At 60.4% G+C, this 19,629-nt stretch carries 15 protein-coding genes and 1 pseudogene; 14 read left to right on the top strand and 2 right to left on the bottom strand.

What is annotated here, in order from left to right; genetic code table 11:
• Positions 1-83 precede the first annotated feature (83 nt).
• A complete protein-coding gene (locus PV407_RS23130) occupies positions 84-467 on the top strand; it encodes a VOC family protein (RefSeq protein WP_332092368.1) in 384 nt (127 codons plus the stop codon).
• A 451-nt stretch (positions 468-918) separates the two neighbouring features.
• Positions 919-2,844 carry a ribosomal protection-like ABC-F family protein gene (gene abc-f / locus PV407_RS23125; RefSeq protein WP_332092367.1) on the top strand — a complete coding sequence of 642 codons (1,926 nt, stop codon included), beginning with the start codon at positions 919-921 and terminating at the stop codon, positions 2,842-2,844.
• Positions 2,845-3,109: 265 nt separating this feature from the next.
• On the opposite strand, the gene PV407_RS23120 is transcribed toward abc-f, so the two are convergent.
• Both PV407_RS23120 and PV407_RS23115 read right to left on the bottom strand, forming a co-directional pair.
• Entirely contained in the window at positions 3,110-3,820 is a 711-nt protein-coding gene (locus tag PV407_RS23120; protein ID WP_332092366.1) for a PIG-L family deacetylase, read from the bottom strand.
• Entirely contained in the window at positions 3,817-4,128 is a 312-nt protein-coding gene (locus tag PV407_RS23115) for a DUF1806 family protein (RefSeq protein ID WP_332092365.1), read from the bottom strand. Before PV407_RS23115 ends, PV407_RS23120 begins: the two co-directional genes overlap by 4 nt.
• A 188-nt stretch (positions 4,129-4,316) precedes the next feature.
• Here PV407_RS23115 and PV407_RS23110 point away from each other — a divergent pair, with 188 nt between their 5' ends.
• From PV407_RS23110 to PV407_RS23055, 12 genes and pseudogenes are all read left to right on the top strand, one after another.
• Entirely contained in the window at positions 4,317-4,646 is a 330-nt protein-coding gene (locus PV407_RS23110; protein ID WP_332092447.1) for a metal-sensitive transcriptional regulator, read from the top strand.
• A 219-nt stretch (positions 4,647-4,865) separates the two neighbouring features.
• On the top strand, positions 4,866-5,066 hold the full coding sequence (locus PV407_RS23105; RefSeq protein WP_332092364.1) for a copper ion binding protein: 201 nt from the start codon (positions 4,866-4,868) through the stop codon (positions 5,064-5,066).
• A 37-nt stretch (positions 5,067-5,103) separates the two neighbouring features.
• Positions 5,104-7,539 carry a heavy metal translocating P-type ATPase gene (locus PV407_RS23100; RefSeq protein WP_332092363.1) on the top strand — a complete coding sequence of 812 codons (2,436 nt, stop codon included), beginning with the start codon at positions 5,104-5,106 and terminating at the stop codon, positions 7,537-7,539.
• A 34-nt stretch (positions 7,540-7,573) separates the two neighbouring features.
• Positions 7,574-8,440 carry a hypothetical protein gene (locus tag PV407_RS23095; RefSeq protein WP_332092362.1) on the top strand — a complete coding sequence of 289 codons (867 nt, stop codon included), beginning with the start codon at positions 7,574-7,576 and terminating at the stop codon, positions 8,438-8,440.
• A gap of 34 nt (positions 8,441-8,474) precedes the next feature.
• Positions 8,475-9,095, top strand: a complete 621-nt coding sequence (locus PV407_RS23090) for a nitrite reductase (RefSeq protein ID WP_332092361.1) — start codon at positions 8,475-8,477, stop codon at positions 9,093-9,095.
• Positions 9,096-10,496: 1,401 nt separating this feature from the next.
• Positions 10,497-12,230, top strand: a complete 1,734-nt coding sequence (locus PV407_RS23085) for a hypothetical protein (protein WP_332092360.1) — start codon at positions 10,497-10,499, stop codon at positions 12,228-12,230.
• A complete protein-coding gene (locus PV407_RS23080; protein ID WP_332092359.1) occupies positions 12,218-15,583 on the top strand; it encodes an AAA family ATPase in 3,366 nt (1,121 codons plus the stop codon). The genes PV407_RS23085 and PV407_RS23080 overlap by 13 nt, the downstream gene beginning before the upstream one ends.
• 47 nt (positions 15,584-15,630) lie before the next feature.
• Complete coding sequence (locus tag PV407_RS23075; RefSeq protein WP_332092358.1) at positions 15,631-16,533, top strand: macro domain-containing protein; 903 nt, start codon at positions 15,631-15,633, stop codon at positions 16,531-16,533.
• A 13-nt stretch (positions 16,534-16,546) separates the two neighbouring features.
• Positions 16,547-16,906 (top strand): NUDIX hydrolase, encoded by a 360-nt coding sequence (locus tag PV407_RS23070; protein ID WP_332092357.1) that lies wholly within the window; start codon positions 16,547-16,549, stop codon positions 16,904-16,906.
• Positions 16,907-17,108: 202 nt separating this feature from the next.
• Positions 17,109-18,296 carry a hypothetical protein gene (locus PV407_RS23065; RefSeq protein WP_332092356.1) on the top strand — a complete coding sequence of 396 codons (1,188 nt, stop codon included), beginning with the start codon at positions 17,109-17,111 and terminating at the stop codon, positions 18,294-18,296.
• Between the two features lie 3 nt (positions 18,297-18,299).
• Positions 18,300-19,118: a divergent polysaccharide deacetylase family protein gene (locus tag PV407_RS23060; protein ID WP_332092355.1), complete on the top strand. Its 819-nt coding sequence runs from the start codon at positions 18,300-18,302 to the stop codon at positions 19,116-19,118.
• A 229-nt stretch (positions 19,119-19,347) separates the two neighbouring features.
• Positions 19,348-19,629: pseudogene (locus tag PV407_RS23055) on the top strand (hypothetical protein); the annotation flags it as partial.

The raw sequence follows: 19,629 nt of genomic DNA, 5'->3' as shown, positions 1-19,629 counted from the left end.
CGGAAGCTTCGGGCCGGCGAGAAGGAAAGCGGAGCCGTATCGCGAATAGGAATAGGCTATACCCTATTGCGGAGGTCATCGCTATGCCGAAGCCGATCGAAAACAGAATCGACACCGTTTTCGTCCACGTGACGAATTTGGAAACAGCCGTACGCTGGTATGCCGAGCTGCTCGGCGTCGACGTCGGGGAAGGGCCGTTCGCCGGCCCGATCTATACGTTCGGGATGGGGCCCGGCCGGCCCGGTCTTACGCTCGACGACCACTGCCTCGAGCCGGACTACGCGTTCGTTCCGTCCAATCAGCCGCTGTTCAACCTGAGCGCCGCGGATATCGACGCCGCCTATGAGCACGTGCGCAGGCTCGGCGCGGAAATCGTAACGGACATTCAAACGTATCCCGACTTGTCCGACTTTACGTTCAAGGATCCGGACGGCAATATCATTATGGTATGCACCTGCTTCAGCTGATCGTCCGTTCGAAAACGGCCGTTTTGGGCGAATCAGTCTCCGTGGCGTCCGTTAGCCGTTCACGTCGGTATCCGAAAGGGTCGGACCGGGAAAGGCGGGAAGCGCCGGCGGCCGGGCTGCAGCCCGGTTGCGGTTTTTCCCGTTTTTTGGTATAGTGGACGTGTCGTTTTGAAATCGGTTCGGTAAGGGAGGTGTCGAAATGTTGCAAGTCGCCGCGCGTAGCAAGTGGTCCCACTATTGGGTGCATCAAGCTACGATCGTATTCCGTTTGGCCGCAGACGGGAGAAGTCTGTCCTTTTTCGGCGATTGCAACGTTTTGACCCCGTAGATCGAACGAATGCTCATAACCGCATTCGATCGGCGCCCTTTATGGGAAGCCGCGGGCAAAAGGTTGACTTTTGCCTGCGGCTTTTTTGTCGTACCCAATAAACCGAATGCGAGGATGATCGATATGATGCTTTGTACGGCGGATACCATTACGAAAACATGGGGCGGAACGCCCGTTATTCAACAACTGTCGCTCGAGGTCCGCGAAGGGGACCGGATCGGGCTCGTCGGCCCGAACGGCTGCGGCAAGACGACGTTGCTGAAGCTGCTGGCCGGCTCGGAATTGCCGGACTCCGGGACCGTTCGTTGGAAGAAAGGAAGCCGGGCGGCGCTGCTCGCGCAAATTCCCGACTACGGGCAGGAGGCTGCGGCGGGGGACGTGCTTCGGGAGGCGCTCTCCGATTTGTACCGGATGCGCGATCGGATGGAGGAGCTGGAATCGCTTATGGCGTCGCGGGACCCGGAGGCTGCGAGGAAGGCGCTGAGCGAATACGGAGCGCTGCAGGACGCCTTCTCCGCCCAGGGCGGATACGAAGCGGACGCGAGCTTGTCGCGCGTCGCGAACGGCCTCGGCATCGCACGGCTGCTGCCGCTGCCGTTCGCCGGCTTGAGCGGGGGCGAGCGGACGAAGGTATGCTTGGGACGCATGCTGCTCCAGGAGCCCGACCTGCTGCTGCTGGACGAACCGACGAACCATCTCGATCTGGCCGCCGTCGAATGGCTGGAATCGTATTTGCAGACGTACCGGGGCAGCGTGCTGATCGTCTCGCACGACCGGTATTTTCTCGATCGCGTCGTCAACAAAATCGTCGATCTGGAAGGCGGCGCCGCGGACGTTTATCACGGCAACTACTCCCGGTTCGTCGAGGAGAAAGAGCGTCGGCTGCTGGCGGAGTTCGCCGCGTATCAGGAGCAGCAAAAAAAGATCGGGAAGATGGAGGAGGCGATCAAGCGGCTTCGGGCGTGGGCGGCCCAAGCCGACAATCCGGCGCTGTTCAAGCGGGCGGCGGCGATGCGGAAGGCGATCGACCGGATGGAGAAGATCGACCGCCCCGTGCTGGAGCGCAGGAGGATGGGGCTTGCGTTCGACGTCGGCGAGCGCGGCGGCAGCGACGTCGTCGTCATGGAGGACGTGCGCCTGTCGCACCGAACGGCGGAAGACGGCGTCCGAACGTTGTACGACGGGGTCGGCCTCCGCGTCCGCCACCGGGATTTCGCGGCGATCGTCGGCGCAAACGGAAGCGGCAAGTCGACGCTGCTGCGGATGATCGCGGAAGGACTGAAGCCGGACGAGGGGACGGTCAAGCTTGGCAGCGGCGTGAGGATCGGCTATTTGGCGCAGCAGGATCTGTTTCCGGACGAGCGGAAGACGGTGCTGGACGCATTTCGCGACGCCGTCGCGGTGGAGGAAGGCGAGGCGCGCCGGCTGCTGGCGGGCTTCCTGTTCTACGGCGCCTCCGTTTTCCGCAGCGTGGGCGGCTTGAGCGGCGGCGAGCGAATGCGGCTCCGGCTGGCGCAACTGATGCACCGGGAGCTGAACGTGCTCGTGCTCGACGAGCCGACGAACCATCTCGACATCGACGCCCGCGAAACGTTGGAGGAGGCGCTCGCGTCGTTCCCCGGCACGGTCGTCTGCGTCTCGCACGACCGGTATTTGCTGAACAAGCTGTTCCCGGTAACGTATTGGCTCGAAGGCGGGAAGCTGACCCGGTACGAGGGGACGTATGCCGAGGCGAAACGGAAGCGGGAGGAGCTCGGCGCCGGCGGGACGGCGAATGCGGCGGCAGGCGTCGAAAGCGCCTGCGACGGCGGTCGCGTACGGGAACGCGCGCTGCCGCGCGACAAGGCGGAGGACGCGAGGCGCGAGCGTCTCGAGGCGAAGCTCGAAGCCGACATCGCGGCGGTGGAACGGAAGCTGGCGCTGCTGGACGAAGCGATGATGGCGGAGGAGGAGGCAAGCAAGCTTATGGCGCTGCACGGCGAGAAGGCGATGCTCGAGGCGGAGCGGGAGCTGCTGTACGAGCGGCTGGCCGATGCCGGCCATCGTTGAAGCCGAATAAAGGGGAAGGCGTCCGCCGTTTTTTCGACCGGGCGGATCCGGGGCGACGGCTAACGAATCGTATTATGCTTATCGGCGGGAAAACGATCGCTTTTCCAGGCTTACAAATCTACGCATCGCTATCGAGCCGAAAGTGGAAGAAATCGACCCGATTTGCCGGTCATAGCGATATTGGAGTTCGTTACAAATTTGAACCTTCGCAATCGGCACCGATAACGTTTGTTCGGTTCGTTAGCCGTATGTCAATCCGAACGAACTAAAATAAACGGTCCGGCTTTCGCTTCTTCCGATCCGCGGCGGCACGAATGAAATATTCGTGCTTGCCGAACCGGGTCAGCGCTTCGCGGTCCGGAAGCCATACCCATTCGTCGATCTCGGACTGGCAGCGGTGGGCCCGGAACGCCGACAGCTTCGCTTCGAGATGAGCGGAAATGTCGATTTTGACGATATCGTCGCGGGTATAGCCGTACGGTTCCGGGCGCTCCATCGTGCCGCCGAAGGAAATAAAGTACAGCGACTCCAGCAGCCCGGCTCGTTTGCAGGCGGCCGTCGCCGCTTTGCCGATCGCGCAATGATCCGGGTGGCCCCCCAGCTTCTCGTGGAACGTCAGCACGACGTCGGGGCCGATCTCGCGAATAAGCGCTTCGATTCGCCCGGTCAATGCCGCTTCGTCGACGAACTCGACCGTCTTGTCGCGAATATCGAAGAAGAGGAGCCGCCGGATGCCCAAACAGCCGCAAGCTTGCCGCAGCTCCTTCTCCCGGGCGGCCGCCATCGTTTCCCGGTTCAAATAGGGAGGATTGCCCATGCGCCGTCCCATCTCGCCCCGCGTGGCGCTAACGAGCGTAATGTCCACGCCTTCGGCGGCGTATTTCGCCAGCGTGCCGCCGCAAATAAACGATTCGTCGTCCGGATGGGCGAATACGGCGAGCAGCTTTCGCGTCTTGTTTATCGCGGATGCGTTCATTCGGGGAACGGCTCCTTTCCCAGATGAAGGGCGACGTTCATTCGTCCCCGGTCGTCGTAGCCGGCCAGCAGCAGCCGCTCCGCCTCGTCGACCTCAACATGCGTGAGCGCTTCCATTCTGAGCCAGCCGTGTCCGTCGAAGCGAAGGGCGACGCGGTACGGGCCTTCTCCGGCAACAAAAGCGTTCGTCACCCGGACCTTGAAGTTGCGGACGAATACGAACGAGGTCGCTTCGCTGTGAACGTAGGCGTCCGTTCCGACGAACTTTCGAAGCTCCGTTTCGGTATGTGCTCGGTTTATGGGTATCATCGCGATGAATTCCTTTGCCGAAATGTATTTTCTTCATTATTGTACCATACGCGAACGGCCGCTTGCGCAATTCCTCGGCGCATAATAAGGGAAGCCAAACGGCACGATTCCCTCTTGGAATAGGGGGTGGGAGTATAGTATAATCGAAAGCAAAGGGGGCGAGTCGAATGAGTACGGAAACGGAAACGATGGAACAAACGGCCGGAGCGGGGGCGGAATGCTGCTCGCACGACGAATCCGGACGGAAAAGCCATCATTCGGATAAAGTGAAAAGCAGCCTGATCTCCCGTTTGAACCGGATCGAAGGTCAAGTCCGCGGCATTAAAGGGTTGATCGAGAAGGACACGTACTGCGACGACGTGTTGAACCAGATCGCCTCCGTCCAATCGGCGCTGAACGGCGTCGGCAAGCTTTTGCTCGAGCATCATTTGAAGAGCTGCGTCATCGAACGGATTCAGGAAGGCGATACCGACGTCGTTAGCGAGCTGATGACGACGATGAACAAATTAATGAAGTAAACGGGCGGGCGGCAGAGAATGCTGCCCTTTTTTCCGTCGGAGCGGCAGCGGAGGCGGCGCTTTTTTTGAAACTTATTTATAGGGTACGAGGGTATCGTAAAAAAAGTATTGACGCAATATAGGGTAGTGGGGTATACTAAAATCGTGAAAGGCGACAACGCGATTCGGCCATAATAGTTGCGACGAATCGAAACTATTCAAGCAAAGGATGATGAGACGATGAAAACTGTAACGCTGCAAGTGGAAGGCATGAGCTGCCAGCATTGCGTGAACTCGATCGAAGGCGCGTTGAAGCAAATCGGGGCCGCCGGGAAAGTGAATTTGTCCGGCCATTCGGTCGAAGTGTCGTTCGACGAAAGCAAGCTTTCCCTCGAAACGGTCAAGGAAACGATAGAAGAACAAGGCTACGACGTGAAGTAATTTTAAACGCGTTTGCTACTTAAGGAGTGAAACGATAATGGAAGCGACATCCGCAAACGAAACGAAGCAAACGACGCTGCAAATTACCGGCATGACCTGCGCGGCTTGCGCGAACCGGATCGAGAAAGGGCTGAGCAAGCTCGACGGCGTAACTTCGGCGAACGTCAACTTCGCGCTCGAAAAGGCAAGCGTCTCTTACGATCCGCATAAAATCGACGCCGCCCGGCTCGAGCAAACGATCGAGAAGCTCGGGTACGGCACGGCGAAGCAGGTTGCGAACTTCAAGCTCGAAGGCATGACGTGCGCGGCTTGCGCGAACCGGATCGAAAAAGGGCTGAGCAAGCTTCCCGGCGTCACGAGCGCCTCCGTCAACTTCGCGATGGAGACGGCCAGAGTCGAATATGCGCCGGGCGAAGTCTCGATTGCCGATATGCAAAACAAAGTGAAGCAGCTCGGGTACAAGGCGGTCACGGAGCAAGAGCGGGAGCGGGCGGGTGATGTCCGGGAGCAAGAAGCAAGCCGTCAAAAAAGGAAGCTGCTCGTTTCGGCGATTTTGTCGCTGCCGCTCCTTTGGAGCATGGTCGCCCATTTCTCGTTCACTTCGTGGATTTATATTCCGGAGCTGTTCATGAATCCGTGGTTTCAGCTTATTTTGGCGACTCCGGTGCAATTTTATGTGGGCAGGCAGTTTTACGTCGGCGCGTATAAGGCGCTCCGCAACGGCAGCGCCAACATGGACGTTCTCGTTTCGCTCGGAACGTCGGCCGCATATTTCTACAGCCTGTACTTGACGATCGAATGGTTCGCCGCCGGCGGCAGCGTCCATCACGGACCGTCGCTGTATTACGAAACGAGCGCAGTGCTCATTACGCTTGTGGTGATGGGGAAGCTGTTCGAGTCGCTTGCGAAGGGCCGGACGTCGGAGGCGATCAAATCGCTGATGGGTCTTCAAGCGAAGACGGCGTACGTTGTCCGCGACGGCGCGGAACTGACGATTCCGGTCGATGAAGTGCTAACGGGCGACATCGTGCTTGTCCGTCCCGGCGACAAAGTGCCGGTCGACGGCATCGTGCTCGAAGGCGTATCGTCGGTCGACGAATCGATGCTGACCGGCGAAAGCATTCCCGTGGAGAAAAAAGCGGGGGACGCGGTCATCGGCGCGACGATCAACAAAAACGGCATGCTCCGCGTCGAAGCGACCAAAGTCGGCAAAGAAACGGCATTGGCGCAAATCATTAAAGTGGTCGAGGAGGCGCAAGGCTCCAAAGCGCCGATCCAGCGGGTGGCGGACGTCATTTCCGGCATTTTCGTACCGATCGTCGTCGGAATCGCAGTCGTCGCTTTCTTCGTCTGGTACTTGCTCGTCACGCCCGGCGATTTCGCCGAAGCGCTCGAGAAAGCGATCGCGATACTGGTCATCGCCTGTCCTTGCGCGCTCGGACTTGCCACTCCGACCTCCATAATGGCCGGGTCCGGACGGGCCGCGGAGCTCGGCATTTTGTTCAAGGGCGGCGAGCATTTGGAGCAGACGCACAAAATCGACGCGATCATTTTGGATAAAACGGGAACGGTTACGAAAGGGAAGCCGGAGCTGACGGACGTCGTTGCGGAAGGCGACGAAACGGAGCTGCTCCGCCTTGTCGGAGCGGCGGAGAAAAATTCCGAGCATCCGCTCGCCGAAGCGATCGTGGCCGGCATCCGCGATAAAGGCATCGAGCTGCCGGGCACGCAAACGTTCGAGGCGGTTCCGGGCTACGGCATTCGGGCCGTCGTCGAAGGAAAAAGCTTGCTCGTCGGCACGCGCCGGCTGCTGGAACAATACGGCGTAGAGGCGAGCCGAGCCTATGAAACGATGGCGCGGCTGGAGGAAGCGGGCAAGACGGCGATGCTCGTCGCGATCGACGACCGGTATGCCGGCATCGTCGCCGTGGCCGACACGATCAAGGAAACGTCCAAGGCGGCCGTCGGCCGTCTGAAGGAAATGGGCATCCAGGTCGTCATGATTACGGGCGACAACGAGCGGACGGCCAGGGCGATCGCCGCTCAGGTCGGCATCGACCATGTGCTGGCGGAAGTGCTCCCCGAAGGAAAGGCGGAGCAGGTGAAGAAGCTGCAGGCGGAAGGCAAGACGGTCGCCATGGTCGGAGACGGCATCAACGACGCGCCGGCGCTCGCGACCGCGAATATCGGCATGGCGATCGGCACCGGTACGGACGTGGCGATGGAAGCGGCGGACGTGACGCTGATGCGCGGCGACCTGTCGAGCATTCCGGACGCCATCTATATGAGCCGCAAGACGATGAGCAACATCAAGCAAAATTTGTTTTGGGCGCTCGGGTACAATACGCTCGGCATACCGGTCGCGGCGATCGGCTTGCTCGCTCCGTGGGTCGCGGGTGCGGCGATGGCGTTAAGCTCGGTGTCCGTCGTTCTCAACGCGCTGCGGCTGCAGCGGGTCAAAATCCGAAGCTAATCGTTCCATTCCAAACACGGAGAGGATTTCCCGAATGAACAAAACGATGATCGTACTTTCCAGCGTGCTCGCGCTCGGACTTTTGTCCGCCTGCGGTAGCGCGAACAAAGCGAGCCATACGTCCGGCCACGAGGCCGGACAAAGCTCGAACGCTCCGGCCGGCGACGGCCACGGCGGCCACGGCGGGACCGACCACAAGGAGTCCGCGGCGAACAAGACGAAAGCGTCGTTCGCGTTTGCCGGAGGCGCCGCCAAAGCGAACGAAAAAACCGAGCTGACCGTGCGAATCTCCGATCAGGCGGGCAAGCCGGTAAACGATTTTCAAATCAATCACGAAAAGCTGCTTCATCTGATCGTCGTCAATCACGACTTGTCGGTTTTCCAGCACATTCATCCCGACTATAAAGGCGGCGGCACATTTACGATCGACACGACGTTTCCGGCGGGCGGAGACTATAAGCTGTTCGCGGATTTTATTCCGAAGGGCGGGTCCGCCACGACGCTCAGCGAATGGGTGAACGTATCGGGGAAAGAAGCGGGGCACGCCGCCGTCACGGCCGACGACAAGCTCGTCAAGGAGGCGGGGGGCAAAGAGGTCGAGCTCGGTCTCAGCGGCGCGAAGCCTAACGAAGAGACGACGCTGACGTTTACGGTTCGCGACGCGAAAACGAAAAAAGGGATCGACAACCTGGAGCCATATTTGGGCGCCGTCGGCCATGTCGTCATCTTGTCGGCGGACGCCGAGCAGTACATTCACGTTCATCCGCTGGACGAGAAGGCGAAAGGGCCAAAAGCCCAGTTCGCCGCAACGTTTCCGAAAAGCGGCGTTTACAAAATATGGGGACAATTTCAGCATAACGGCGAAGTGATCACCGTCCCCTATGTCGTCAACATAAAGTGACCGAGGCGAAAATACGGTAATGGGGGAGAGGCCGTTGGAAGAGCGCGTAAAAATCGCGGTCGCGGCACCGGTTCAAGTCGGAGGGAGCCTGTTTACGGCGGAGCAGCTCGCCGTGATCGGCACGGCGGCCGGCGAAGACGCCGTCATCGAAATGACGCCGTTTCGACAGCTGTACGTGGAACTGCCGGCCGACCGCAGCGACGATGTCAGGCTGCAACTGGAACGTTACGGCCTGGAGGTGTATCCGGCGGGCTTCGTGACGAAAAGCCTGATCGCCTGCAATTTTTGCAAAGGGGCGGACGAGGCCGGACTCGACATCGCGCGCAGGCTCAACCGGGCGATCGCCGGCATCGCGACGCCGATGCCGCTCAAGGTCGGCTACGCCGGCTGCGCCCTCGGCACGAGCGAGCCGCTGCTGAAAGATATCGGCGTCGTCAAAATGCGGAATGTTTTCGATATTTATGTCGGAGGCGAGCCGAAAGGACTTAAGGCATCGATCGCGAAGCTTCTCGCAGCCGGAGTGCCCGAGGAGCGCCTAGTCCCGATCGTCGTCGCCGTCATCGACTTCTATAAGGCGAATGCGAAAGGGAAAGAAAAATTCGCCAAATTCGTCGACCGGATTTCGCCGGAGCGCTTGCGGGAAATCGCCGGGTGAGCGGCGAAAACGCCGGAGAAGCGGGCGGGTTATGTTCTTGTGAACATGATCCGCCCGCCTTCTTTTTTAACATTTACATTTCGTTTCCCGCTCAGCTTAAGCGCCAAAGCCGGAGCGGGTTTGCTGCTGCCTGCGACGGGACACGGCGAGAACGGCCTGGATGAACTGCGCCGGCGTCGTCGGGAGTTGGAGCGGGGGGCGAGCATGGGGCGGCGGCGGGACGGGCCCCCAGTTCCAAGCGCTAACGGACATGGCGGCCGCTAATGAGCCTTATTTCGGCGATTTTTTTTCTAAAGGATACAAGCGCAGCTATTTGGCGAAAAACCCCTTTTGGACGGCGGATCGGAGCCAATAAGCGCCGTGGTGTCCGTTACGATTGGAAAACGGCCGATTTTCGCGAAATAAGCGCCGTGGCGTCCGTTACGTTTCGGAAGCCGGCTGTTTTCGCTCATCCTCGAAATACGTCGATAGATAGACGTTTTTTTAATACTAAGTAAGTTATTTCTTTCCGGGTTTCTTTTCGATCATCTCATTGTATTCGTTACCGATGCCGGGCGGCCGGCGAAGGATACGAGGTTGCGCAAAAAAAAAGCATTAGGCTCTACTTGCGGAAGGTAAACGGAAAGTACGCTAAAACATAGGGCAAGCAGGCCTTACGTTTCCGCGTCCGGACGTATCCTATTCCCGCCGGGCCACTGGAATCGAACAAACGGGAAATCCTCCTGTTCACTCGCTCTCGTATAGGCACCGTTTCGAAATACCTGGAGAAGCTCCCGATAAAATGGCGTTGTATCGGCGAAATGGACGATATGGACGATTGTAGCGGGACGTTTTCCAGTTGCTTTGCCCGGAAACGGGAAATCCATCGAAATTAGCGGGAGCATTTCCCGCTCGCTTGAATCCCTGCACCGATATCGAGCCGAAAAGGGAAGAAAACGATCCGATTCGCGGGTCATAACGTTGATAGAGTTCGTTACAATTTCAAACCGCCGCATTCGGCCCCGATAACGATTGCTCGATTCGTAAGCCGTATGACCGAAACCGAAAGAAGCGAATGGAAGCCGAAAGCGGCTGCGGGAGCTTAGGGGGGAGCGGCGATGAAGGCGAAACGTTGACGGGTCGCCGTTGAAGTCGTGTTGCGGCCCATAGATCGAATCAACAACGCGACTTCACCGGCGGCCGGAGCCTGATCCCCGTTCCCTCCACATGATCAAGCGTATCGGTTTGCGCGTCAAAGTACCGTCCGGAAGTTTTCCCGGACGGCTTTTTTATCGACCGGGACGATTCTGCGCTTCGAAAGACAGGATTCCTCTTTTTGGCAGGAATTTCAAGCCGGTTTATCGAATACGTTTCGTATCGACTTATAGCTCCGACATGCGATTAGGCAAAGGAGGGAAATTCGTGTCCATCGCGCTTATACCGATCGAAACCGTACTGGAACAAGCCGGCTGCCGCGACCTCGTCCCTTCCTTTTCATTCGCGGACACCGCTTCTCCGCTGATCCGCTTGCTCCGTCTGCAATGCGGGGGGCGGCTGAACGCGGACGACCGGCAAGGACCGCAGACGGCCGACGATTCCCACTACGGGTTGTGCAAGGACGCTTTGCGCGTCGCGCGCGAAACGGAGGCGGATGTGCTGCTGACGCCGGAATATTCGTTTCCGCTCGAGCTGATCGGGGAAATGGCGGCCGACCCGCGCCTTCAGCCGCCTCCCGGCAAGCTTTGGTGCCTGGCGTGCCAGGGAGAAGAGCGCTCGCGGTTCCTCGACCGTCTCGGCGGCTGGGGGGAACGGGCCCGCGTTTTCCGACCGGCGGGAAACGTTGTCTGGAGAGATTTCGTCTGCGCGCTCGTTTACGCATTTATGGGCTCGGACGGGCATACGTTATGTATAGCTCCGCAATTGAAGCTTCATGCGTCCGGCGATCCCGAGCTATACTGCGAAGGCGATGCGCTCAGCCGAGGCTCGGCCGTCTACACGTTCGGTTCCGAACGCGCGAACCGGCTCTGCTCGATCATTTGTGCGGATGCGTTCCATCCGGATATGAACGCCGGGCTTTTGTTTAACGAGGGAGCGGGGGATTGGATCGTTTTGCACCCGCAGTTGAACAAGCGTCCCCGCCATTCGTACATGGTCCGTTTGCGGGATGCGATTTTCTCGCGCACGGAAGGACGGCGGACCGTATATGTTACGGCCAATTGGGCGGAATCGACGGAGGTGCGCTTGCCGCAATCGTCGCTGGAAATAGCCGCTCCCTGGTCATGCGTCTATATGAAGCATTCCGGCGAATGGTTAAGTTCGCTTCGTACGGCGAGAAACGACAGTATGCCCAAAGGTCTCGGCTTCGCTTATTGGGACGAAGCGAAGGTTAAAGTTTGGTATGCGCACAAACGGGAGCATTTGCAGCTTGTCGCGATCGAGAAGCCGAATCCGGCTACGGTTGAAGCGAATGCGGTTCCGGCCGGCGCGAAGGCGCTGCGCGTCTACGTTCCGGACGAACAACGACGGGAGTGGCGGGAAGCGGACCTGCCGTTCGACGACCGGCTGCCGGACCCTTTGACGGCGGCGGCGACCGGTTCGTTCGATTTCCCGCTGCGCGCTTCGATCGAAAAGCGCGACCGCTTCTTCGGCTTATGCCTCGGACACGGCGAGGACGGCCAGCTCCGTTTCGCGGCGGACGGAGGGGGACGGGAAATCAGCATGCGGCTCGGCCTGCATATCGACGACGATTGCGAGCCGTTGCGCAACGAAGACGCCGACCGGGTCGGCAAGCTGATCGATTGCTTGCGCGCGGAGTCCGAGCGGCTGCCCGGCCAACTGCGGCATCTGGAGGGCCGCTTCCGGTTTCGCTTGGCGGACGATTATCCCCACTTCAACCTGTTTCCGGACGAAGGGGAGGAACGGGACGGCGTTTGGGTCGCTTACGCCCGCACCGAGCATAAGGCGCAGGAAATGGCGGTGCAGCTTTGCCGCCGGGTCGGCAAAGATTACGAGCACCAGGTTTGCGTATTTTCGACCAAAACCGGCAGCCATGAAACCGTCGCTTATCCCGTTCGGTCGGTCGAGTATACGTCGCCCGCCAAAGTAAGGACGAGCGTCGAGTTTACCGATGGGGGGAACCGAGCATGGAATCGTTGATCGGGCGGCTGCGGGCTGCCGGTTTGACCTATATTCAGGCGCACGAAGGGAACGAAACGGCCGTCATCGAGGCCGCGCACCATTCGGGCGGGTTATTCGTCGGCAAATATATCGTATTGCCGATCGAAGCGGAACGATTCTTGAGCATCTCGGAAAGCGGACCCGCCTTCGAGCGGTTCGAGGACGAGCATGTCGGGCCGTATTACTTCCGGCTTCGCGGAGATTGGACATGGAATTTGTACGTCGTGTACGTGCTGGACGACGAGGCGTTCGACCGGGTTCCGGCGGAAAGCAGGCATCGCGTCGAAAGCGGCAAACGATACGGCCGCAAGCTTGTCGTCCCTTTCTCGAAAATCGAGCAGACGCTGCCCGTCGCCAAACTGCCGGACAAGCGGCGAGACGTGCGGCAATCGGACCCGTACGCGGATTGGTTCCGCAGCTTGAACGGCGCCGGCCTGTCGTTTTGTCTGGAGCCGTTCTCCGGACCGCTGCTGACCCAATATTTAAGCGGAGTCGCCCCCGCCGCTCCCGAGGCAAAGCCGCACGAGAACGAATCGCCGGCCGGCCCTGCGTCCGCACCTTCGCAAACGAGCGTGCGCAGCCTGCAATTCGGCGCGCGATACCGGCCGTACTGCTGGCGGCCGGGCGAGACGCTCGACTTTGCCCGGATCAATTTGCTGGAAGGCGCGAACGGTGCGGGGAAGACGTCCGTGCTGGAAGCGATCGAGCTGGCGTTCACGGGAAAAATTTTGCGGAACGAGCTGGCCAAACGATACGATTCGGCGGCCGGCAGCGGGAACGAGCTGTGGGACGGGCGTGTTGTATTGACGCACGGGGAACTCGAGCTGGAGCTTTGCGATATTCCGGACGCAAACGAGCAAAAGGGGCGGCAAAGCCGCTTTTACCGGCAGCGGCCCAGGGAGCGAACGCGAAATACGGCGCTGAATCAGCTGTTTCATCAATACAATTATTTTTCCTCCGAGACGGTGTATCGACTTTGTTACGGAGAGCAGCCGGATTACCGGCAAGCGTTTGCAAGAGTCGTATTCGGCGAAGAATTGGGCCTGATCGAGGAGCGATGGAAGAAGTACGGGGAAGAGTTTGCGGAAAAGCTGCCGTCGCTGCGCAAGCAGGCGGTGGAAAAGGAAGCCGAGCTCGATATTTTGCGGACGCAAATCCGCGAACGCGAGAAACGGGTCGACCTGCAGGTACGGGCGTCCATCCCCGCGCTGAAACGATTGCTGAGCGAGGCGTCCGTCTCCTATTCGCTGCCGGAGCGGCCCGCGGACCGACGCGAGCTGACGGAATGGCTGGAACGGCTCTATGCGCATGCGACGGAGCTGGATGCGATCGCATTGCCGCTCAAGGAAGCCGGAAAGCTGCAAATCGTCGCCTTCGGGCAAATCGAAGCCGCCGGATCGAAGCTGGCCGCGGAATCGGCCGAGCTGGAACGGAAGCTCGCCGCGAGCCGGGAAGAAGCGGCGAAGCTCCCCGGGCTTACCGGGCTTCGGGAGCGGCTGCATGAGCGCGAACGGGCGGCCGTGGCGCTGGACGCCCGGATATCCCGCATTCGCGAGCTGGCCGAAGAAACGGAAATGCTGCAGCCGCTTTTCGACGACGAGCGAAGCCGGCAACTGCGGGAAAAGCTGGAGGTCGAGGCGGCGGAGCTGCGCCGGCGCGCCGGGCTGCTGGAGCGCATCCGCCTGGAATGGGGCCCGCTCGCCGACTTCGGGTTCTCGCAGGAGCGGCCGGAGGAGGCGCAGCGGCTATGGGAAACGGCGAAGGAGCTGGCCGACTCGGCGCTTGCCCGGCTGCGGCAGCTGACGTCGCGCATAAGCGAGGAGGAGAAGAAGTCCGACTCCGCGCAGAAGCTGCTGGCACAGCTGCAATCGCTCGGCCGGCAGTACGCGAAGACGCATGCGGATCACGGAGTTTGTCCGCTGTGCGGCACCGATCACCGGACGGCGGAACGGCTCGCCGAGCTGATGGAGACCGGGCTTCGAAACGACGAAACGTATTTGCGCAAGCTGCGCGAAGAAGAGCAGGAGCTGATCCGGGAGCGCGACCGGCGTGACGCCGAGCTTGCCCGTCTGCAAACCGAGCTCGACCGGTTCGGGCAATTGCGGGAAGCGCGCGCGTACATAAACGCGAATGCGGCCGAACTGGGCGTCGAGCCTTGTCCGGACCGGTTCGACGCCTCGCAGATCAAGTCCAGGCTGGCGGAGCTGACCCGCCGGTCGGAGGAGGTGCGCGGCCGGCTGGACGTCTTGGAACGGGAAGCCGCCCGTTTGGACGGCAGCGGCTTTACGATGGACCGGATTCGCCGGTTCGGCCGGCTGATTCGGTCGATCGAATCGGAAACGGCTATGACCGCAGCCGGCTCCGGGTACCAGGTTCGGGCAGCTTTGGCGGAAAAGGAGAGCGGCTTGAGCGGCGAACGGCGGGCGATGGCGGAGCCGATCGATCAGCTGCGCTTGGACATTCGCCGAACGACGGAAGCGTTGGAACGTTTGGAGCTTTCGCGGCGAACGGCCGAAAACGAACTCCGGGAGAAAAGCGAGTCGCTGCAGCGGGCAACCGCGATGCGAACGGCTTCGCGCATGCTTTACGAGAAGGGCGTCTTCCGGGACGACGACAAGGAAATCGAAGGCTGGAGGGCGTATTTGACCAAGCTGCTAGAGGAAATCCGTCTGCTGCTGAAAACGCTGCAGCCGGGCGGGGACGCGTCCGGCGCCGCGGCCGAGCTGGCGAAGGCGGAGGCGGCGCTGAACGACGCCCGCGACCGATTGCGCCGCTGCGAGCGGGCCGTCGCGGCGCTCAGCGGGCTGCGCCCGCTTTCCGCCTATATCGATGATTTCGTGGAAGCGAATATTGCGGCAATCAGCGATTTGTTCGTGCGTCTTCATTCCCCGCAAGAATTCGAACGATTGACGCTGGCGCAAAACGAGCTGGCCGCCGTCCGGAGAGGGGACGGACAACGCGAAGTCCGGTACGGCATCCATCAGATGAGCACCGGTCAGCGGACGGCGGTCATTTTGTCGATTTTTTTCGTGATGCACATGAGCTTGGATACGGTGCCCAACTTCATTTTGCTGGATGAGCCTGTCGCCAACATGGACGATTTAAACGTGCTCGCCCTTCTCGACTTTTTGCGGCAGCTGACGCTTGCCCGCGGGACGCAGATCGTGTTCACCACCGCGAATCCGACGGTCGCCGGCTTGTTTCGGCGGAAATTCAGCATTTTCGAGGATCGCTTCCGGGCATTCCATTTCAGCCGCGCCGACCGGCAGGTGAACGTGCAGGCGGAGACGTATTTGCCGCATCGAGAATCCGGGGTTCCGCTGGCGACATAGCGCATACCGACCGGAGCGGCGCACGGGCGCGAAGGGAGAACTGTGCGATGGCATGGCTGAGAGGGTTTATCGCGAAAAACTATTGGCGGTATTCGTTTTCGTTACAAAACGCCGTGAAGTCGATGCTGGCCGTTTTCGCCGTTCTATGGCTCGTTACGGAGATCGTCGCGTTTTTCTCGTCGGCCGTCGGGGCGGCGATTCAAGCCCATTGGCCTTCCTTTTTGCTGGTCGGCTTCGGCTGGACGTTGTGGGAGTGCAGGCCGCGCTTGTCGATGAAGGAACGGGTCCGCGGGAAAGACGCGTTCGTCGAAATATGCGTGGGCGATTGCTTCGAATCGGACGGAGTATGCATTATCGGAAGCAATACGGATTTCCGCACGTCAGGAATCGACCCGGCGAGCGTTCAGGCGCAGTTCGCGCATCGTTTTTGCGGTTCTCCGGCCGGCTTGGACGGCTTGCTGACCGCGTCTTTGGCGGATGAGCGTCCGGGGTTGGAAACGTCGGACGACGATTCGGGAGGCCGACGCGTTTATCCGATCGGCACGGTCGCGCGCGTCGAGGCGGGCGGCAAGGAAGCGTACTTCGTCGCCATCGCCGAACTGAACGAATACGGCAAAGCGGCATCCTCGGCGGCCCATATCGAGCTGGCGTTGAGCAAGCTGTGGCGCTATGTGGCGCGGCGCGGGGGAATCGGTCCGCTCGTCGTGCCGGTGCTGGGCAGCGGACTGTCCCGGATCGACCGAACGCGGGGCGACCTGATCCGAACGATCATCCTGTCGTTCGTAGCCGCCTGTGCGGCCGGCAAGTTCGCCGAGCGGCTGACGATCGTCATCCATCCCCGCGATTTTCAAACGCACGATATCGATCTGGAGGAGCTGCGCTTCTTTTTGAAGTACGCCTGCGCGTACGGCGAACCTCGGGGGCCGGCGCTCACCGGGCATGAACGTTAGGGAGGCGACCGCCATGTTATCGCAGGCCGTAATCGTACGAAACGGGCAAGTGCTGATGGTCAAACAATACGTTCGCCGCGGCGCCGTCGTCTGGAACTTCCCGGGCGGCGGGATCGAGGAAGGCGAAACGCCGGAAGAAGCGTGCGTCCGCGAGGTGAAGGAGGAAACGGGCTACGACGTGAAAACGACCGGCCTGCTGTATCGAAGCGAACGGAAGTATACGTTTACGGCCGAAATCGTCGGCGGCGCGTTGAGCCTGGATGCGTGCCGCCCGGAAAACGGAGAGCTGCTGGAGGTCGCCTGGGTGCCGCTGGACGATGCGGACAAATTCGACGATCATACGGGGCCGATCATCGGGATGTGGAGCGAGTAAACAAGCAAAAATCTAGTTTTATCGAGATTTGCTGAACATGGAACGGCAGCTGCAGCCGACCCGGCTACGACGGGTCGGTTTTTTGTTTGCTCCGCCTAAGTGACGCTATCGCCGGTCTTTCGGGCACAAAAACGATTCGGCACATATTTTGCGACTTGCGGTAAACAATGAAAAGGAGACATCGTTGCTTGGAGGCTAATGCATGAGACGGATCATTGGCGTGTTTCGGCGGCCGGTCGTCGCCTGGATCATTGCGCTCGCTTTCGTTTGCGCGGAACGGCCGGCCGCGGGCGAATCGGCGCGAAACGACGGAGACGTCACGATTACCGTTTCCGTCAAGTCCAGCGAATCCGCGAAGTATGCGACAGCCGAAACGCATACGCGAGAAGATTGGACGCGGGCTTGGAACAAAGCGAAAATCGAAACGCTGACCGCCCCGTCGACCTTGTATACCGATACGTACGTGGAGATCGCCGAGGGAGGCGCGAAACGGACGTTCGCCATGCGCGAAGACGGGGTGCTGTTCGACCCCGGCGCGAACCGCAGCATTACACTGTCCTCCAAAGTGCGCCGGCAGTGGATCGCCGCCGCCGGGGCGCTGCGGAAACGGCATTACGGCGAAATCGTCGAATGGGACCAGGCGAAATCGCGTATCCCGCGCAAAGCGATCGTAACGGTCGTCGATTTGGAGACGGGGCTTTCTTTTCGGGCGCAGCGCAGAGCCGGCAGCAGCCATGCGGACGTTCAGCCGCTGACGCGGCGCGATACCGCGGTCATGAAGGAGATCTACGGGGGCAAATGGAGCTGGCGGCGGAGAGCGATCGTCGTAACGTCGGACGACGGCTCGGCGATCGCCGCTTCGATGCACGGCATGCCGCACGGAGGAGACGGCATTCCGGACAACGGATTTTCCGGCCACTTCTGCATCCATTTCGCCGGCAGCACGACCCACCGTTCCGGCAAAACCGATTTGTCGCACCAGCTTATGGTTCACAAGGCGGCGGGCAAGCTGCCCGAATGGTTCCGGGCATCCTCGCCGGAACTGCGGACGGAAGCGATATTCGACGCGCTGCATCAACAGGACGAAGCGGTGCTTCGGGCCGCGCTTCAAGGATCGTCGTCCGAAACGCTGCAGACGTTCCTGCAGTGGCTGAGCAAGGCGGACGCGGTACGGATCGAGCCGCCGAAGGAACAGGACGGAGCCGAGGACGCCGTGACCGCGGACATTTCCGTCAAAGCGGCGTGGACATGGAAAGGCGGCGGCGTCAAGCAGGAAACGGTCCGGCTGCAGTTTGCGCGCGAAACGGTTCGATCGCCCTGGATCATTACCGGCGTCGAATCGAAATCCGGCAGCAAAGGAAATTCGAACATCCGAAAGAAGGGGGCATAAGCGATGTACGGACGCGGTACCATCCGATTTCATAAAAAGACGGCGCTGCTGCTGACGTGCCTGACGGCATTGCTCGCGGGGTTATCCGGCCGGGCCGCGGAAGCGGACGGGAAAGCGGTCGTCGAAGGAAGGCGCGTGGCGATCGTCATCGACGATCTGGGCAATAACATGTCCGGGACGGAGGAAGTGATGAACGCCCCGATTCCGCTTACGGTGGCGGTGATGCCGTTTTTGGCGACGACGAAGCGCGACGCGGAATGGGCGCATCGCGTCGGGCACGACGTGATCGTCCATATGCCGATGGAGCCGCTGCGGGGCCGCAAAAGCTGGCTCGGTCCCGGCGCGATCACGACCGATTTGTCCGAAGAAGACATTCGCCGCAAAGTCGAAGCGGCGATCGACGCGGTGCCGTTCGCCGTCGGCATCAACAACCATATGGGCTCGAAAGCGACCGCGGACGAGCGCGTCATGCGCGTCGTGCTGGACGTGTGCAAAAAGCGCGGCCTGTTTTATCTCGACAGCAAAACGAACTACCGCAGCGTGGCGCCGCGCGTCGCCTCCGAGCTCGGCGTGCCGCTCGTGCAAAACGAAATTTTTCTCGACGACGTCGTCAGCACGTCCCACATCACGAAGCAGCTCCAACTGATCCGCAAACGCGCGATGGAAAACAAAACGTGCATCGCGATCGGCCATGTCGGCATTCCCGGCAAAAAGACGACGGCCGTCCTGCATCACGAGACGCCGGCCCTGAAAGGCGAGCTGCGGTTCGTCCGCCTGTCCGAGCTCGTGCCCTCTACCGGAATCGGACCGGCAGGACAATGACGGACCGCATCCGACAAGCCGCCGTGCGAAGGTTGAAAGGTTTGCAGATTGATAGCGGTCGCCCTCCCGTCGCGAACGTTCGATAGCCCGCATTCGGCATAGCGCCGCCCCGTAGGCGGCGGCTTGCCGGTCCCGGGCTATTTTTTTTGCGCAACCGTTCTACCGGAACTCCCTCTTTCATAGATTTGAAATACAAGTAGATTCGATAGACACGCCGGGAGGGATTGCCGTGAAATGGGTCGTTGCAACGATGAACGTCAGTTTTATTACCCGAACGTGGCGGGCGGTGCGGTCCATGAGCCGCCTGTTCGCCGCGATTTCGACCGCGGTGCTGCTTTTTTTGTTCGCAACCGGGCTGTACGGCCTCGCTCAACATAAGTGGAACGTTTCTTCGTCATGGGCGATGAAAGGGGCGGCGGCGTCGCTTTCGGCATCGTTTTTTATGGACATGCTTGCCATGGAGCTGCCGCAGCTGCAGGGCGAGCGGAAGCCGACGACGTTTTCGGCGAAA

It is taken from the genome of Paenibacillus sp. GYB003, assembly GCF_036577625.1.
In the GTDB taxonomy this organism is placed as follows: Bacteria; Bacillota; Bacilli; order Paenibacillales; family NBRC-103111; genus Paenibacillus_AB.
The sequence above is the reverse complement of the archived record's forward strand: the minus strand, read 5'-3'. Positions and strand labels throughout refer to the sequence as shown.

Bases quoted from the DNA above. Each gene is read 5' to 3' on its own strand.
- PV407_RS23130 (WP_332092368.1), top strand. From the start codon at position 84: ATGCCGAAGCCGATCGAAAACAGAATCGACACCGTTTTCGTCCACGTG.
- abc-f (WP_332092367.1), top strand. From the start codon at position 919: ATGATGCTTTGTACGGCGGATACCATTACGAAAACATGGGGCGGAACG.
- PV407_RS23120 (WP_332092366.1), bottom strand. From the start codon at position 3,820: ATGAACGCATCCGCGATAAACAAGACGCGAAAGCTGCTCGCCGTATTC.
- PV407_RS23115 (WP_332092365.1), bottom strand. From the start codon at position 4,128: ATGATACCCATAAACCGAGCACATACCGAAACGGAGCTTCGAAAGTTC.
- PV407_RS23110 (WP_332092447.1), top strand. From the start codon at position 4,317: ATGGAACAAACGGCCGGAGCGGGGGCGGAATGCTGCTCGCACGACGAA.
- PV407_RS23105 (WP_332092364.1), top strand. From the start codon at position 4,866: ATGAAAACTGTAACGCTGCAAGTGGAAGGCATGAGCTGCCAGCATTGC.
- PV407_RS23100 (WP_332092363.1), top strand. From the start codon at position 5,104: ATGGAAGCGACATCCGCAAACGAAACGAAGCAAACGACGCTGCAAATT.
- PV407_RS23095 (WP_332092362.1), top strand. From the start codon at position 7,574: ATGAACAAAACGATGATCGTACTTTCCAGCGTGCTCGCGCTCGGACTT.
- PV407_RS23080 (WP_332092359.1), top strand. From the start codon at position 12,218: ATGGAATCGTTGATCGGGCGGCTGCGGGCTGCCGGTTTGACCTATATT.
- PV407_RS23075 (WP_332092358.1), top strand. From the start codon at position 15,631: ATGGCATGGCTGAGAGGGTTTATCGCGAAAAACTATTGGCGGTATTCG.
- PV407_RS23070 (WP_332092357.1), top strand. From the start codon at position 16,547: ATGTTATCGCAGGCCGTAATCGTACGAAACGGGCAAGTGCTGATGGTC.
- PV407_RS23065 (WP_332092356.1), top strand. From the start codon at position 17,109: ATGAGACGGATCATTGGCGTGTTTCGGCGGCCGGTCGTCGCCTGGATC.
- PV407_RS23060 (WP_332092355.1), top strand. From the start codon at position 18,300: ATGTACGGACGCGGTACCATCCGATTTCATAAAAAGACGGCGCTGCTG.